The organism is Duganella sp. OV510, assembly GCF_900100205.1.
Taxonomy (GTDB): domain Bacteria; phylum Pseudomonadota; class Gammaproteobacteria; order Burkholderiales; family Burkholderiaceae_D; genus Rugamonas.
On record NZ_FNEQ01000007.1, the window covers coordinates 267,458 to 281,401 of the forward strand.

Annotated in this window: 17 protein-coding genes; 2 read left to right on the forward strand and 15 right to left on the reverse strand. The window is 61.4% G+C overall.

The window, feature by feature from the left end:
- Positions 1–11 precede the first annotated feature (11 nt).
- Positions 12–398 carry a YbaN family protein gene (locus BLS51_RS19555; RefSeq protein ID WP_090186859.1) on the forward strand — a complete coding sequence of 129 codons (387 nt, stop codon included), beginning with the start codon at positions 12–14 and terminating at the stop codon, positions 396–398.
- Here the strand turns inward: BLS51_RS19555 and BLS51_RS19560 are convergent.
- Positions 343–1,269 carry a LysR family transcriptional regulator gene (locus BLS51_RS19560; RefSeq protein WP_090186862.1) on the reverse strand — a complete coding sequence of 309 codons (927 nt, stop codon included), beginning with the start codon at positions 1,267–1,269 and terminating at the stop codon, positions 343–345. The genes BLS51_RS19555 and BLS51_RS19560 overlap by 56 nt on opposite strands.
- Before the next feature lie 92 nt (positions 1,270–1,361).
- Between BLS51_RS19560 and BLS51_RS19565 the strand changes: the two genes are divergently transcribed.
- The gene (locus BLS51_RS19565; protein WP_090186866.1) at positions 1,362–2,348 is read left to right on the forward strand and encodes an aldo/keto reductase; all 987 of its coding nucleotides are present in this window, start codon (positions 1,362–1,364) and stop codon (positions 2,346–2,348) included.
- An 11-nt stretch (positions 2,349–2,359) separates the two neighbouring features.
- Here the strand turns inward: BLS51_RS19565 and BLS51_RS19570 are convergent, their stop codons facing one another.
- The 14 genes from BLS51_RS19570 to tyrS form a co-directional block, all read right to left on the reverse strand.
- Entirely contained in the window at positions 2,360–3,109 is a 750-nt protein-coding gene (locus BLS51_RS19570; protein WP_090186870.1) for an SDR family oxidoreductase, read from the reverse strand.
- 89 nt (positions 3,110–3,198) lie between these two features.
- Complete coding sequence (locus BLS51_RS19575) at positions 3,199–4,113, reverse strand: LysR family transcriptional regulator (RefSeq protein ID WP_090186876.1); 915 nt, start codon at positions 4,111–4,113, stop codon at positions 3,199–3,201.
- Positions 4,106–4,558 carry a YaiI/YqxD family protein gene (locus BLS51_RS19580; protein ID WP_090186879.1) on the reverse strand — a complete coding sequence of 151 codons (453 nt, stop codon included), beginning with the start codon at positions 4,556–4,558 and terminating at the stop codon, positions 4,106–4,108. Before BLS51_RS19580 ends, BLS51_RS19575 begins: the two co-directional genes overlap by 8 nt.
- Positions 4,558–5,616 carry a Holliday junction branch migration DNA helicase RuvB gene (gene ruvB / locus BLS51_RS19585; protein WP_090186880.1) on the reverse strand — a complete coding sequence of 353 codons (1,059 nt, stop codon included), beginning with the start codon at positions 5,614–5,616 and terminating at the stop codon, positions 4,558–4,560. Before ruvB ends, BLS51_RS19580 begins: the two co-directional genes overlap by 1 nt.
- Positions 5,617–5,874: 258 nt before the next feature.
- Positions 5,875–6,573, reverse strand: a complete 699-nt coding sequence (locus BLS51_RS19595) for a phosphoribosyltransferase (protein WP_090186886.1) — start codon at positions 6,571–6,573, stop codon at positions 5,875–5,877.
- Positions 6,574–6,640: 67 nt separating this feature from the next.
- Complete coding sequence (gene ruvA, locus BLS51_RS19600; protein ID WP_090186889.1) at positions 6,641–7,219, reverse strand: Holliday junction branch migration protein RuvA; 579 nt, start codon at positions 7,217–7,219, stop codon at positions 6,641–6,643.
- A gap of 17 nt (positions 7,220–7,236) precedes the next feature.
- Complete coding sequence (gene ruvC / locus BLS51_RS19605) at positions 7,237–7,788, reverse strand: crossover junction endodeoxyribonuclease RuvC (RefSeq protein WP_090186892.1); 552 nt, start codon at positions 7,786–7,788, stop codon at positions 7,237–7,239.
- A 162-nt stretch (positions 7,789–7,950) separates the two neighbouring features.
- Positions 7,951–9,537 carry a bifunctional phosphoribosylaminoimidazolecarboxamide formyltransferase/IMP cyclohydrolase gene (purH, locus tag BLS51_RS19610; protein WP_090186897.1) on the reverse strand — a complete coding sequence of 529 codons (1,587 nt, stop codon included), beginning with the start codon at positions 9,535–9,537 and terminating at the stop codon, positions 7,951–7,953.
- A 91-nt stretch (positions 9,538–9,628) separates the two neighbouring features.
- Positions 9,629–9,862, reverse strand: a complete 234-nt coding sequence (locus BLS51_RS19615) for a helix-turn-helix domain-containing protein (protein ID WP_090186901.1) — start codon at positions 9,860–9,862, stop codon at positions 9,629–9,631.
- A gap of 108 nt (positions 9,863–9,970) precedes the next feature.
- Positions 9,971–10,987, reverse strand: coding sequence for a tRNA dihydrouridine synthase DusB (dusB, locus tag BLS51_RS19620; protein ID WP_090187306.1), 1,017 nt, complete (start codon positions 10,985–10,987; stop codon positions 9,971–9,973).
- 120 nt (positions 10,988–11,107) lie between these two features.
- Positions 11,108–11,758, reverse strand: coding sequence for a histidine phosphatase family protein (locus BLS51_RS19625; RefSeq protein WP_090186905.1), 651 nt, complete (start codon positions 11,756–11,758; stop codon positions 11,108–11,110).
- A 6-nt stretch (positions 11,759–11,764) separates the two neighbouring features.
- Complete coding sequence (locus BLS51_RS19630; RefSeq protein ID WP_090186909.1) at positions 11,765–12,211, reverse strand: YbhB/YbcL family Raf kinase inhibitor-like protein; 447 nt, start codon at positions 12,209–12,211, stop codon at positions 11,765–11,767.
- Positions 12,212–12,214: 3 nt separating this feature from the next.
- A complete protein-coding gene (gene dtd / locus BLS51_RS19635; protein WP_090186912.1) occupies positions 12,215–12,661 on the reverse strand; it encodes a D-aminoacyl-tRNA deacylase in 447 nt (148 codons plus the stop codon).
- Positions 12,658–13,914 carry a tyrosine--tRNA ligase gene (gene tyrS / locus BLS51_RS19640; protein ID WP_090186917.1) on the reverse strand — a complete coding sequence of 419 codons (1,257 nt, stop codon included), beginning with the start codon at positions 13,912–13,914 and terminating at the stop codon, positions 12,658–12,660. The genes dtd and tyrS overlap by 4 nt, the downstream gene beginning before the upstream one ends.
- Positions 13,915–13,944: the final 30 nt, after the last annotated feature.

Below are 13,944 nucleotides of genomic sequence, written 5' to 3' on the forward strand. Positions count from 1 at the left end.
GATTTGGCCAAATGAAAATAATTCTCAACGCGATAGGTATTCTGGCGGTGATTCTGGGCGTGCTCGGCATCTTCCTGCCGCTGTTACCGACCACACCTTTCCTGCTGCTGGCGTCCGCATGTTTCGCGCGCGCCTCGCCGCGCATGCACAACTGGCTGCAAACCAACAAGGTGTTCGGCAAATACCTGCGCGACTACGAAAACGGCAAAGGCATCCCGCTGCGCGGCAAGATCTGGATACTGATCTTCATGTGGGGCTCGATGAGCTATTCGATCTGGCGCACCGATCATCTGTGGGTGCGCCTGCTGATTGTGACGGTGGGATGCTGCGTCACCCTCTACCTCACCCGCTTCGTGCCGACGATGCGTATTCAGAAATCCCCTGCTGCTGACGAATGATGTTCATCAGCGTGCGCAGCGCCGGATGCTTGTGGCGCCGGCTGCTGTAGTACATGTGGAAAGGCTCGCCCTCGGCCGCGTGTTCAGACAGCACGATGCGCAGGCTGCCCTCCGCCAGTTCGGCGGCGATGCGTTGCTCCAGCACGTAGGCCAGCCCCATGCCGGCCTTGGCCGCAGTGATAGTGGTAGCGGTATCTGCGATGGTAATCACACCCGGCACGCGCAGGCGGCGTCCACGGTTGAATTCCCATTTATAGGCGGAGTTATCGCCCAGTAGCAGTTGCAGACAGGTGTGACCGGCCAGGTCATCCAGATGCCGGATGGTATCGTGCGCATCAAGGTAGGATGGCGCGGCGGCGATCACCCAGCGCTGCGCCTTGCTCAATGGGACGGCGATCATGTCTTCAGGCACGTAGTGGCCATAGCGGATGCCGGCATCGTAACCCTCGGCGACGATATCGATTGGGCGGTCCTCGACTACCACGGTGAGCCGTACATCAGGACACAGGCGTGCAAATTCCGGCAGCGCTGGCGCAATCAGCAGGTGCGCCGCATCGGAAAACACGTTCAGGCGCAGCTCGCCATAGCGGCCGCTGCCCGGCGCATCCAGCCCCGCCAGCGCGTCGCCGATCTTGTCGAAGCCTTCTTCGATGCGCTTGGCCAGTTCGCGGCCGACATCGGTGGCGGAGACGGCGCGGCTGGAACGGTTCAACAGCTTGGTGGCCAGCCGCTCCTCCAGCCTACGCATGGCATGGCTCACCGCCGACGGCGTCAGGCCCAGCTGAATGGCGGCGCCCTTGAAGCTGCCAGTGCGCATGATGGTGAGGAAGACCCTCAGGTCGGTGAGGTCGACACGGTCGAATAAAGACATGAATGGCGCTCAATCTAACGATGAATATGGTTCATCCTCAAATCGTAGCATGCAATGCTATAACTACCGTCTTTGAATAAACGGGCAAAACCATGAAACAGAGAACTTTCGGCCGCACCGGCAGCACCGTATCGGAAATCGGCTTCGGCGCCTGGGCCATCGGCGGCGCCTGGGGCGACGTCAGCAAGGAAGACGCCAAGGCTGCGCTGCACGCATCGCTGGATGCCGGCACTACGTTCATCGATACCGCCGATGTGTATGGCGACGGCCGTTCGGAACAACTGATCGCCGAAGTGCTGAAAGAACGCGGTGGCGATAAGCCTTACGTCGCCACCAAGCTGGGCCGTCGCCTGTCGCCCCACGTGGCGGAAGGCTACACCAGGCAGAATATGACGGCTTTCGTCGAACGCTCGCTGGCCAATCTGCAAACCGATTGCCTCGACCTGGTGCAACTGCACTGCCCACCGCCAGCGGTCTATTACCAGCAAGAAGTGTTCGGCTATCTGGATGATCTGGTCGCGGCCGGCAAGATCCGCCATTACGGCGTATCCGTCGAAAAGGTGGAGGAGGCGCTGAAAGCCATCGAGTATCCAAACGTGCAGTCGGTCCAGATCATCTACAACGTCTTCCGCCAGCGCCCTGCCTCGCTGTTTTTCGCGGAGGCGAAAAAGCGCCAGGTTGGCGTGATTGCCCGCGTACCGCTGGCATCCGGCCTGTTGACCGGCAAGATGAACGCCACGACCGCTTTCGCCGCCGACGACCACCGCGCCTTCAACCGCAACGGCGAAGCCTTCGACAAGGGCGAAACCTTTGCCGGCGTGCCGTATGAGGTGGCGCTGGAGGTGGTGGAAGAAATCCGCAAGCTGGTGCCCGCCAACGCCACCATGGCGGAATTCGCGCTGCGCTGGATCCTGATGGAAGACGCGGTCAGCACCGTGATTCCCGGCGCGCGCAATGCGGCGCAGGCGCAAGCCAACAGCCGCGCCAGCGCGCTGCCGGCCCTGCCTGCCGAAACCATGGACGCGCTGCGCGAGATCTACCGCAACCGCATCGCGCAGTACGTCCACCATAGTTGGTAATGAGCTGGTAATCAGCTGGCCTGCCTGGTCGGCATCACCACCACCTGTTGCAGGTTCACGTGCTTGGGCTGGTCGGCAAGGAAGCCGACCACTTCCGCCACGTCCTGCGGCTGCAGGAAGTCCATGCTTTGCGCCGCACCGGCAAACCAGTCCTTGGCGCCCTGGAAGGTCCAGTGGCCTTGCAGTTCGGTTTCGGTGATGCCCGGCTCGATCAGCGACACGCGGATATCCTTCGGTCCCAGTTCCGCGCGCAGGTGACGGCTCAGGTGGCTGACGTAGGCCTTGGTGCCGCTGTAGACGGCAAAGTACGGGTAGATGTTCTGTGCAGCGATGGACGAGGTGTTCACCAGGTCCACCACGGCGCCCTGCTCCGCGCTCTTGACCAGCTGCGGCACGAAGGCCGAGATCACACGCATCACGCCGGTGACGTTGAGGTCGATCTGGTGTTCCCAGGCCTGCATCTCGCGCGCTTCCACCGCGCCCGGCAGCATGACGCCGGCGTTGTTGAAGACCAGGTTGGCCGGACCGTAAGCCTGTTCCACAGCGGCCGCTGCCGCATCGACGGACGCCTGGTCGGTCACATCGACCGCCAACGCCAGCGCCTCTCCACCGGCAGCGCGAATCTCTTCGACTGCCTGTTCCAGCACATCCTTGCGGCGCGCCAGCAGCGCGACTTTGGCGCCACGGGCGGCCAGCAGTTTGGCGGTGGACAGGCCGATGCCGCTCGAAGCACCAGTAATAACAGCTACGCGATTTTTCATGATGAGTTCTCCTGTTGGGTTGAAAGACAGGTGAACTATAGGCTTGTCACCACAACCGAAGTAGTGGCCATAAACCGTTACAGCAGCAACTAAAAGTTGATATAGAACTGTTCGTTGTTCAGCAGACGCTCCACAGCGAAGTCGATGAAGCGGCGGACGCGGGCCGGCATATCGGTGCGCTGCGGGAAGTACAGATAGAAGCCCATGCGCTCGCTGATGTACCCGGTCAGTACCGGCTTCAGCTTGCCGGCGCGGATGGCGGCGGTGGCGTTGATGCTGTCGATCTGACCGATGCCCATACCAGCCAGCACGGCATGCATTTCCGTGTCCGGATCGTTGCTGAGCAGGATGGGCTGCACATGATGGAACACGGTATCACCGTCGATCTCGAATTCCCACGCCATCGCCTTGCCGTTGCCCGGCTGACGGTAGGCGGTGCAGCGATGTGCCGCCAGATCCAGCAAGGTGCGCGGCGTGCCATGGCGCTTCAGGTAGGCCGGCGTGGCGCAGACGATTTGCTGCACCGGGAACAGGCGGCGGCTAATAATTTGCGCGTCAGGCGGATTGCCTCCACGGAAGCCGACATCGATACGGTCGTGCACCAGGTCGGCAAAGCCATCCTCTTGGATCAGATCGATCTGGATGCCCGGATACTGCTGCTGGAACTGGGCCAGCAAGGGCATCAGCACGCGGCGGCCGATCGAGCCGGAGGCCGCTACGCGTATCAGGCCCTCATCCTCGCGCGCGGCATTGCGGGCGCGGGCCAGTGCACCGACCACGCCGTCCAGGCTGGGCTTGATGGATTCCAGCAGGCGCTGGCCCTCCTCGGTCAGCGAACTGTTGCGCGTGGTGCGATGGAACAGGCGCACACCAAGGTGCTGTTCAAACTGGCGGATGGTCTTGCTGACGGCTTGCGGCGTGGTGCCCTGCGCTTCCGCGACCTTGTTGAAGCTGCCCAGTTCGGCAGCCCGGATGAAGGTCGAGATGGCGCGCAGTTCATCCATGTTTGCGCTTGGCTAGGTGGCGGTCGAGGCTGTTGGCGAAGTTTTGCCGGTCGGACTGGCTGAAGGCGGCCGGACCGCCGGTGTCGACGCCGCTGCCGCGCAGTTCGTCCATGAAGGCGCGCATGGTCAGCATTTGCGCGATGTTGTCGTTGGTGTAGAACTCGCCGCGTGGATTGAGCGCGTGGCCGCCCTTCTTCAGCACATCGGCGGCCAGCGGGATGTCGCCGGTCACCACCAGGTCGCCCGGCTCCAGCAGGCGGACGATTTCCTGATCGGCCACATCGGCGCCGGACGGCACTTGTATCGAACGGATGAAACGCGATGGCGGCACGCGCAGCAACTGGTTGGCCACCAGCGTGACCTGCATCTGCACGCGATCCGCCACGCGGTAGAGAATTTCCTTGATGACGGCAGGACAAGCGTCCGCATCGACCCAGATCTGCATTACAGATCGCTCCACAGTTCGCCGTTGGGGCTGATGCGCGGCGCCGCGACGCCGAAGTGTTTATAGGCAGCCGGCGTTGCCACCCGGCCGCGCGGCGTGCGTTGCAAAAAGCCTTGCTGGATCAGGTACGGTTCCAGCACGTCTTCGATGGTGTCGGCCGCTTCGCCGATGGCGGCCGCCAGGTTGCCGATGCCGACCGGGCCGCCGCCAAATTTAAATAGTACGGCTTCCAGCAGCTTGCGGTCCATGACGTCGAAGCCGACGGTATCGACGTCCAGCATGACCAGCGCGGCGTCGGCAACGGCCTTGGTGATTTCGCCGTTGCTCTTCACTTCGGCGTAGTCGCGCACGCGGCGCAGCAGGCGGTTGGCGATACGCGGCGTGCCGCGCGCGCGGCGGGCGATTTCGCGGGCGCCGTCTTCGTCGATGTGCGCTTTCAGCAACGCGGCGCTGCGGCTGACGATCTTGGTCAGTTCGTCGGTGGTGTAGAACTCCAGCCGGGCGACGATGCCGAAGCGGTCGCGCAGCGGGTTGGTCAGCATGCCGGCGCGGGTGGTGGCGCCGACCAGCGTGAACGGTTGCAGGTCCAGCTTGACCGAGCGGGCGGCCGGGCCTTCGCCGATCATGATGTCGATCTGGTAGTCTTCCAGCGCCGGGTACAGAATTTCTTCCACCACCGGCGACAGGCGATGGATTTCGTCGATGAACAGGACGTCGTTGGCTTCCAGGTTGGTCAGGATGGCGGCCAGATCGCCGGGACGCTCCAGCACCGGGCCGGAAGTCTGGCGCAGGTTGACACCCATTTCACGGGCGATGATGTTGGCCAGCGTGGTTTTACCGAGGCCCGGCGGGCCGAACAGCAGCGTATGATCGAGCGCCTCCTGGCGCTTGCGCGCGGCGGAGATGAAGATCTCCAGCTGGTCGCGGATCTTGGTCTGCCCGACATATTCATCGAGATGCTTGGGACGCAATGCCCGTTCGATCGCCTCCTCGTTCGGGGACGACGGCGCTGCGTCAATAATGCGTTGCTCGGTAAAATTGTCGGTCTGTATGCTCATACAGCTATTTTACCCTGCCTCGCCGCTTAATTCCGCAACATGGCCGGATGCTACGCCATGCCACCACTCCAACCACGAAAATCGCCACGCTGGGCGCGGAATTGGTGCAATTTATCGGGGCCCAAATCAACGTACGCGCTTAATATTTTGCGTCCGCTAGCCCGATTTTGCAGTTCCTCATCCGTAAGCGGCTGGTACGGTATATAAAGAAGGTCTAAAGGCGTCGCAAATCCCATCGCTGACATCGCAGCCATCTCCTCATCGGGCAATTGCCTCCAGACTTGCAATAATATTTTCAGACGAGCGAGCTCGGCTAAGATATCGGGCTTCTGACGCGGTGAGGGATTCGAACCCGAAGCCGAATCGTTGTCGCCACCAATATTCGATGTGTCCATGTCTGCTCCTCAACTCACCTAAGGCCTTGTTACTCACCGCCAGATCCGCATAGCCGTTATCTCCCGCCAGAACGGTGGCTCCAATCACATACCCCTTCTGATTGAGAATATGACCTCGAAAATTGGCGAGAGTTCCACCGTGATCGATAAATTCATCAATCAATAGATAGTTCAAGCCAATCACCACTGGCCCATCAAAAATTGTTTGTTGTTGAAGCAGCTCATATCCTGTGGTGCCTGAACTACGTCTACAAGTTACCCTTACCTCACAAGGCCAAGCTAGAAAATTAGAAATTAAAGAGGCCGTCATTTGAGGAATCACACTCAGGCCCACCATTTCTAATGATTGTGGACTCACCAGCACAGGCGCGAGCGGATCAAAACGTTGCCAAAGCTGCGCCAGCAAGCGTGGAGAAATAGCCTCGGCGACTAACTCGACTGCAGCTAAGATATCGCCGTTGCTGGCGGCGAGAAAAGCGGGATTATTTCGGACGAAACGCTCCGGGGCGTGGATGTAGACTGGAGGGAAGCGGTTCCAGGGAAAGCGTGGGGGATGGTTCATGATGGCGGCTCCGCTTGGCTCGTGGGTCGAGCTTAGGCGGAGCCGCCGGTGATACGTTTGAGGTGGATCAGCCTTTGGAGAGGGCTTTGAGGGCTTGCTTGATGCCGTCGGAGACTGAGGCGCCGGCGGGGACGGTTTTCAGGGCCAGCAGCGCTTCCTTGTCGGAGTAGCCCAACGCGGCCAGCGCGTTGAGGATGTCGGATTGCGCGTCCGGCACAGCATGCGCGCCACCGGCGCCGATGTCCGCACCCAGCTTGCCTTTCAGCTCCAGCAGCAGGCGCTCGGCGGTTTTCTTGCCGATGCCCGGCACCTTCACCAGACGGCCAGCTTCCTGCAACGTCACCGCCTGCGCCAGGTCGGCGATCGACATGCCGGACAAAATCGACAGCGCGGTGCGCGCGCCGACGCCGGTAATCTTGATCAGCTGGCGGAACACAGCACGCTCTTCGGCGTTACCGAAGCCGAACAGCAGATGCGCATCCTCGCGGATCGCCTGGTGCGTGAACAGCACCACTTTCTCGCCCACGCCAGGCAGGTTGTAGAACGTGCTCATCGACACATCGACTTCATAGCCGACGCCACCTACATCCACCAGCAGTTGCGGCGGATTTTTTTCAAGCAGAATCCCGGAAAGACGTCCGATCATGTTGTACCTTTAAGAAGTTAGCCGACCAGGCGGCCGCGACGCATGCGCAGGCCAGCCAGCGGGCCGTTGGCCGTGGCATTGGTGCCGCCGGCAATCAGCGTCAGCGTTTCGCGGCTGTGGGCGTGGCAGATGGCGATGCCCAGCGCATCGGCGGCATCGGTGCCCGGCAGGCCAGGCAATTGCAGCAGGCGCGCGACCATGTCCTGCATCTGCGCCTTGACCGCGCGGCCGGTGCCAACCACCGCCTGTTTGATTTGTGTTGGGGAATACTCGGCCACGCTCAACTCCGCCGACACCAGCGCGCAGATCGCCGCGCCACGGGCCTGGCCCAACAGCAAAGTCGATTGCGGATTGACGTTGACGAACACCTGTTCGATGGCGGCGCAATCCGGGCCATAGGTGCGCGCGACTTCGCCCACACCATCCAGTATCACCTTGAGCCGCGTCGGCAGGTCGCCCTCGCCGCTCTTGATGGTGCCGGAGGCGATGTAACGCAGCTTGCTGCCCTGCTTTTGAATGACGCCAAAGCCAGTGGTGCGCAAGCCGGGGTCGATGCCGAGAATAATCATTTACAGATTGTATGCAGTAAAGAAAAAGCCCGCAAGCAATGCGGGCTTTTCGTGCTGAATGAGGTTGCTGAAACGCGGTCGCAGCGAGGCGTCGCCGTCGAAGACAGTGCGATTGCACGGCGAGACGGCGCAACGAAGATGCGGCCGCGTTTCAGCGACCGATTAGTGGCGGAAGTGGCGGGTGCCGGTGTAGACCATGACTACGCCGCGCTCGTCGGCGGCGTCGATCACTTCCTGGTCGCGCATCGAGCCACCTGGGTGGATCACGCAGGTCGCGCCCGCGTCAACCACCACGTCCAGGCCGTCGCGGAACGGGAAGAAGGCGTCCGACGCCACCACCGAATTGGCCAGCGACAGGCCGGCGTTCTGCGCCTTGATCGAAGCGATACGGGCCGAGTCGATCCGGCTCATCTGGCCAGCACCGACGCCCAGCGTCATATTATTGCCGCAGAAGACGATGGCGTTCGACTTGACGTACTTGGCCACGCGCCAGGCAAACATCATGTCCTGCAGTTCCTGCTGCGTAGGCTGTTTCTTGCTGACGACTTTCACATCGGCCAGCAGCACGTTTTTCGAATCCGCCGACTGCACCAGCAGGCCGCCGCCCACGCGTTTGAAGTCCATCGCGTTGACGCCATTGCCCAGCGGGATCTCCAGCAGACGCACATTCTGCTTGGCCGACAGGATCTGTTTGGCTTCCGCAGTGAACGACGGCGCGATCAGCACTTCCACGAACAGCTTGGCCAGCTCGGTCGCCGCCACGCCATCCACTTCCACGTTGAAGGCGATGATGCCGCCGAAGGCCGAGGTCGGATCGGTTTGCAGCGCGCGCTTGTAAGCATCGGCCGCATTCGCGCCGAGAGCCACGCCGCACGGATTGGCGTGCTTGACGATGACGCAGGCAGCCGACTGGTCGAAGCCGCCCATGCTCTTCACGCATTCCCACGCCGCGTCAGCATCAGCGATGTTGTTGAACGACAGTTCCTTGCCTTGCAGTTGCTTGTAATTGGCCAGCGCGCCTTCGGTGGCGGTGACGTCGCGGTAGAACGCCGCCGACTGGTGCGGATTCTCGCCGTAGCGCATGTCCTGCACTTTTTCGAAGGCCACGTTCAGCTTGGCCGGGTAGGCGCTGCGGCTGCCGTGGGCGCGGGTCGCGTCCAGGCTGGTCAGGTAGTTGGCGATGGCGCCGTCGTACTGCGCAGTGTGCGAGTAAACCTTGGTGGCCAGCGTGAAACGGGTGTCGTAGCTGACGTAGCCTGGAGCGTTGTCCGTGGTTTTCATTTCCGCCAGCACCACGCCGTAGTCGGCCGGATCGCAGATCACCACCACATCCTTGTGGTTCTTGGCAGCGGAGCGCAGCATGGCCGGGCCACCGATGTCGATGTTCTCGATGGCGTCGTCCAGCGTGCAGGTGTCCTTGGCGACAGTCGCCTGGAACGGGTACAGATTGACCACCACCATATCGATGGCCGGGATGTTGTGCTCTTCCAGCTTGGCCACGTGCTCAGGGAAATCGCGGCGGGCCAGGATGCCGCCGTGCACTTTCGGGTGCAGCGTCTTGACGCGGCCGTCCAGCATCTCCGGGAAACCGGTGTAGTCGGCAACTTCGGTGACCGGCACGCCGTTGTCAGCCAGCAATTTGGCGGTGCCGCCGGTCGACAGGATGTTGACGCCCATGGCGGACAGCGCGCGCGCGAAGTCCAGCACACCGGTTTTGTCGGATACGGAGATGAGAGCTTGTTTAATCATGGCGATGAATGAGCAGGTGGAGTTAGTAATCTGTGACGGTCCGGGATTGCGGCCGTCCCCAGCCACTCAATGCCGGATGGAACGGCTGCTGTTACAGCAGGCCGTGCTCTTGCAGCTTTTTGCGCAAGGTATTGCGGTTGATGCCCAGCATCTGCGCCGCATGCGACTGGTTGCCATCGGCACGGGTCATGACCACTTCCAGTACCGGTTTTTCAACGGTCATCACAACCATGTCGTAAATGTTCGATGCCTGTTGCTCGCCCAGGTCGGCGAAGTATTCTTCGAGACTCTTCTGGACTACTTCCTGGATACTTTCTTTGCTCATTTTTTGTCGTTCGGCTAATTAATCTATAACGCTGGTAAATCGCTCCGGCTTGTGACTGGAAACGTTTACCCTTCTGATGATGTGACTTTTTTGGTTCTCTCGGCCCGCTTAAGCGGCCTGCAAATCTTCAGCGAGGCGGTATTGTAACCGGTCGCCGTACCGCCACTGCGATTCGAAGAATTGGTCTACGGCAAGCAACTGTTCTTCGACGGACTCCAGCAAGTTCATTTTCTGTCGGAATTCTTCACCGCCCTGGAGGTCGCGCACATACCAGCCGATATGTTTGCGCGCGGTGCGCACGCCAAGATAGTCGCCGTAGAAGCCATAGTGCGCGCGCAGGTGCTCATCCATCAGCGCGCGGACTTCGTCCACATACGGCGCCGGCAAATGCTTGCCGGTGCGCAAGTAATGGTCGATCTCGCGGAAGATCCACGGACGGCCTTGCGCGGCGCGGCCCACCATGACGGCGTCGGCGCCGGTGACATCCAGCACGTATTGCGCTTTTTCCGGCGACGTGATGTCGCCATTCGCCACGACTGGAATTGAAACCGATTTCTTTACAGCGGCAATAGTGTCGTACTCGGCGTCGCCCTTGTAGCCGTCGGCGCGGGTGCGGCCATGCAAGGTCAGCATGGCAATACCGGCATCCTCGGCGATGCGCGCGATCTTCAGCGCGTTCTTGTTCTCGCGGTCCCAGCCGGTGCGGAACTTCAGCGTGACCGGCACCTCCACCGCCCCCACCACCGCATCAACGATGCGCTTGACGAGTTCTTCGTCCTGCAACAGCGCCGAGCCGCACCAGGCATTGCACACCTTTTTAACCGGGCAACCCATGTTGATATCGATGATCTGCGCGCCGCGCTCGACATTGAAACGCGCGCAATCGGCCAGATCCTTGGGATCGGCGCCGGCAATCTGCACCGCCTTGGGCTCCATCTCGCCGGTGTGATCGGTGCGACGCGAACTCTTCTCCGTGGCCCACAGGCGCGGGTTGGACGCCGCCATTTCAGACACCGCGTAACCCGCGCCCAGCTCCTTGCACAACTGCCGGAATGGGCGATCCGTCACACCCGCCATCGGGGCGACGAAAACGTTGTTACGCAGTAAATGAGGGCCGATTTGCACTGGCAATACCTGAAAGGGGTGAGAAGGAACCTTCTATTTTAACCGAAGCCCTGCTCAATTAATAAGCACTATTTTTTATGAATTCGGCAAATGTGCAGCTTTGTCGTTATGAGCCTGGCACTAAATGACGTCGTCCATGGAGGACAGGGCAAGGTGGTCCACCTCGCCCCAGCTAGTGAGCACCAACTTGCCATCGGCCACATCGAAGCGGTTGATGCTTGCGTTCTTGACCTGGAAGTCGCGCGGGCTATCGAGCTGAATCCCGCGCGCCTCGCGGTAGGCGCATTCCAGCACGCCGCCGTGGGCCACCACCGCCACCGTCTGGCCCGGATGGCGCTTGGCCACATCGCCCAAGGCAGCGATCACGCGGTCGTAGAACTGGCGGAAGCTCTCCGCCATGCGCTCGCCGTGCGGCATGATGGCGTCGATATCGCGCGTCTGCCAGAGCTGGAAGTCAGCCGGGTATTCGTCCTGGATGTCCTGGTAAAGCATGCCTTCAAACACGCCGTAGGCGCGCTCGCGCAGCTGCGCATCGGTTTGCAGGCTGACGCCGGCGTGGTGCGAGGCAACTGCCTGCGCCGTCTGCATGGCGCGTTGCAGGTCGCTGGAGACAAGCGCGTCGATCTGCTCGGCGGCCAGCGCGCGGCCCAGCGCCACGGCCTGGCGTTCGCCCTCTTCGTTCAGCGGAATATCGATATGGCCTTGCAGGCGGCGCACAGCGTTCCAGGCCGTCTCGCCGTGACGGATCAACAAAATGGTGGTGTGGGTCATGTTGGTTTAATAAGCGCCGATCAGCTGCGCTTCATCGATGATATGGCCGTAAATGGCGTTCAACACGTCGGCGCCGGTAAATTGCGGCGGCAGCTCCAGCCGCGCCACATCCAACGCGTAGATGCGAAAAATATAATGGCGCGTTGCATTCTGCGCCGGCAAGGGTGCATGATACCCGTAACCGCGATGATCGTTCATGCCCTGGCGCAGCGGCACGCCGTCCAGCAGGGTTTCGGCCTCGGCCGGCAGGGCGCCGCCGGCCAGCGCGGCCAGTGTGGGCGGGATGTCCACCACGCTCCAGTGAAAGCAGTCGCCATCCGGCACATCGCCCTCCAGGCACAGCACGGCCAGCGAGGCGGTGCCGGCCGGTACTTCGCTCCAGCTTAGCTGCGGATGCGCCTGCGCCGCCGGCATGGCGGCGCGGTTGCGGAAACTGTCGCTGCGCAGCTTCATCGCCTACTTCGGATTGACTTGCAGCCAGAATGTCACCGGACCATCGTTGGTCAGCGACACTTTCATGTCGGCGCCGAACTGGCCGGTTTCGACCTGGGCATGCTTCAGGCGCGCCTGTTCGACAAAGTAATTGAACAGGCGCAGGCCGTCGGCGGGCGCGGCGGCCGGCGTGAACGATGGCCGCGTGCCGGACTTGGTATCGGCCGCCAGCGTGAATTGCGGCACCAGCAGCAGGCCGCCGTTGGTGTCGATGACGCTGCGATTCATCTTGCCGGCATCGTCGGCGAACACGCGGTAACCAAGCAGCTTTGTCAGCAGCGCGTCCGCTTCCTTTTCAGTATCGTTGCGCTCGGCGCAGACCAGCACCATCAGGCCGGCATCAATGGCGCCTATCGTCACGCCATCCACCGCCACGCTGGCGCTGCTGGCGCGTTGCAGCAGCGCGATCATGCCGACAGCGTCACGCGGGCAAACTTGCGCTTGCCCACTTGCAGCACGAAGGTGCCGGCTTGCAGTTGCAGGGCCTTGTCGCTGATGACGGTGCCGTCAACGCGCACACCGCCCTGCTCCACCATACGCATCGCTTCCGAAGTGGAAGCGCACAGGTTGGCCTGCTTCAGCAGTTGCGCCACGCCCAGCGGCGCGCCACCCAGCGACACTTTCGGAATGTCATCCGGGATGCCGCCTTTCGAGCGGTTGACGAAGTCGGCCAGCGCCTCTTCCGCCGCCTGCTGCGAGTGGAAGCGCGCGACGATTTCCTGGGCAATCGCCACCTTGGCGTCGCGCGGATTGCGGCCGCCGGCCACTTCAGCCTTCAGCGCGGCCACATCGGCGATCGAACGGAACGACAGCAGATTGAAGTATTTCCACATCATGTCATCGGAAATGCTCATGATCTTGGCGAACATGGTGTTGCCCGGTTCGGTAATGCCGATGTAGTTGTTCTTCGACTTGGACATTTTTTCCACGCCGTCCAGACCTTCCAGCAGCGGCATGGTCAAAATGCACTGCGGCTCCTGGCCATAGTCCTTTTGCAGCTCGCGGCCAACCAGCAGGTTGAATTTCTGGTCGGTGCCACCCAGTTCCAGGTCGGACTTCAAGGCCACCGAATCGTAGCCCTGCATCAGCGGGTAGAGGAATTCATGCACGGCGATCGGCGTGCCGTTCTTGAAACGCTTGGTGAAGTCATCGCGCTCCATCATGCGCGCCACGGTGTAGCGCGAGGCCAGCTGGATCATGCCGCGCGCGCCCAGCGGGTCGCACCATTCGGAGTTGTAGCGGATTTCGGTCTTGGCCGGGTCCAGCACCAGCGACGCCTGCTTGAAGTAGGTCATGGCGTTTTGCTCAACCTGCTCCTTGGTCAGCGGCGGACGGGTGGCGTTGCGGCCGGACGGGTCGCCGATCATCGAGGTGAAATCGCCGATCAGGAAGATGACTTGATGGCCAAGGTCCTGCAATTGACGCATCTTGTTCAGCACCACGGTGTGGCCCAGGTGCAGGTCGGGTGCGGTTGGGTCCAGGCCCAGCTTGATGCGCAGCGGGACGCCGCTTTGTTCCGAACGCGCCAGCTTTTGCGCGAACTCGCTTTCAATCAGCAACTCATCGACACCGCGTTTGGTGATGGCAAGTGCCTCTTGTACGTTGTCGGATAAGGGCAACGCTGCTTTAGAGGGGGCCGAGGGTATCGAAGAAGAGGTAGTCATGATTTTTAAAGGTATTTTTCAGAAAAAGGT

Coding starts and splice junctions, on each gene's coding strand:
- ruvB (WP_090186880.1), bottom strand. CDS start 5,616: ATGAGCATACAGACCGACAATTTTACCGAGCAACGCATTATTGACGCA.
- BLS51_RS19580 (WP_090186879.1), bottom strand. CDS start 4,558: ATGCAGATCTGGGTCGATGCGGACGCTTGTCCTGCCGTCATCAAGGAA.
- ruvA (WP_090186889.1), bottom strand. CDS start 7,219: ATGATCGGACGTCTTTCCGGGATTCTGCTTGAAAAAAATCCGCCGCAA.
- BLS51_RS19570 (WP_090186870.1), bottom strand. CDS start 3,109: ATGAAAAATCGCGTAGCTGTTATTACTGGTGCTTCGAGCGGCATCGGC.
- BLS51_RS19630 (WP_090186909.1), bottom strand. CDS start 12,211: ATGAAGCTGCGCAGCGACAGTTTCCGCAACCGCGCCGCCATGCCGGCG.
- ruvC (WP_090186892.1), bottom strand. CDS start 7,788: ATGATTATTCTCGGCATCGACCCCGGCTTGCGCACCACTGGCTTTGGC.
- BLS51_RS19595 (WP_090186886.1), bottom strand. CDS start 6,573: ATGAACCATCCCCCACGCTTTCCCTGGAACCGCTTCCCTCCAGTCTAC.
- BLS51_RS19555 (WP_090186859.1), top strand. CDS start 12: ATGAAAATAATTCTCAACGCGATAGGTATTCTGGCGGTGATTCTGGGC.
- BLS51_RS19560 (WP_090186862.1), bottom strand. CDS start 1,269: ATGTCTTTATTCGACCGTGTCGACCTCACCGACCTGAGGGTCTTCCTC.
- purH (WP_090186897.1), bottom strand. CDS start 9,537: ATGATTAAACAAGCTCTCATCTCCGTATCCGACAAAACCGGTGTGCTG.
- dtd (WP_090186912.1), bottom strand. CDS start 12,661: ATGATCGCGCTGCTGCAACGCGCCAGCAGCGCCAGCGTGGCGGTGGAT.
- BLS51_RS19565 (WP_090186866.1), top strand. CDS start 1,362: ATGAAACAGAGAACTTTCGGCCGCACCGGCAGCACCGTATCGGAAATC.
- BLS51_RS19625 (WP_090186905.1), bottom strand. CDS start 11,758: ATGACCCACACCACCATTTTGTTGATCCGTCACGGCGAGACGGCCTGG.
- tyrS (WP_090186917.1), bottom strand. CDS start 13,914: ATGACTACCTCTTCTTCGATACCCTCGGCCCCCTCTAAAGCAGCGTTG.
- BLS51_RS19575 (WP_090186876.1), bottom strand. CDS start 4,113: ATGGATGAACTGCGCGCCATCTCGACCTTCATCCGGGCTGCCGAACTG.
- BLS51_RS19615 (WP_090186901.1), bottom strand. CDS start 9,862: ATGAGCAAAGAAAGTATCCAGGAAGTAGTCCAGAAGAGTCTCGAAGAA.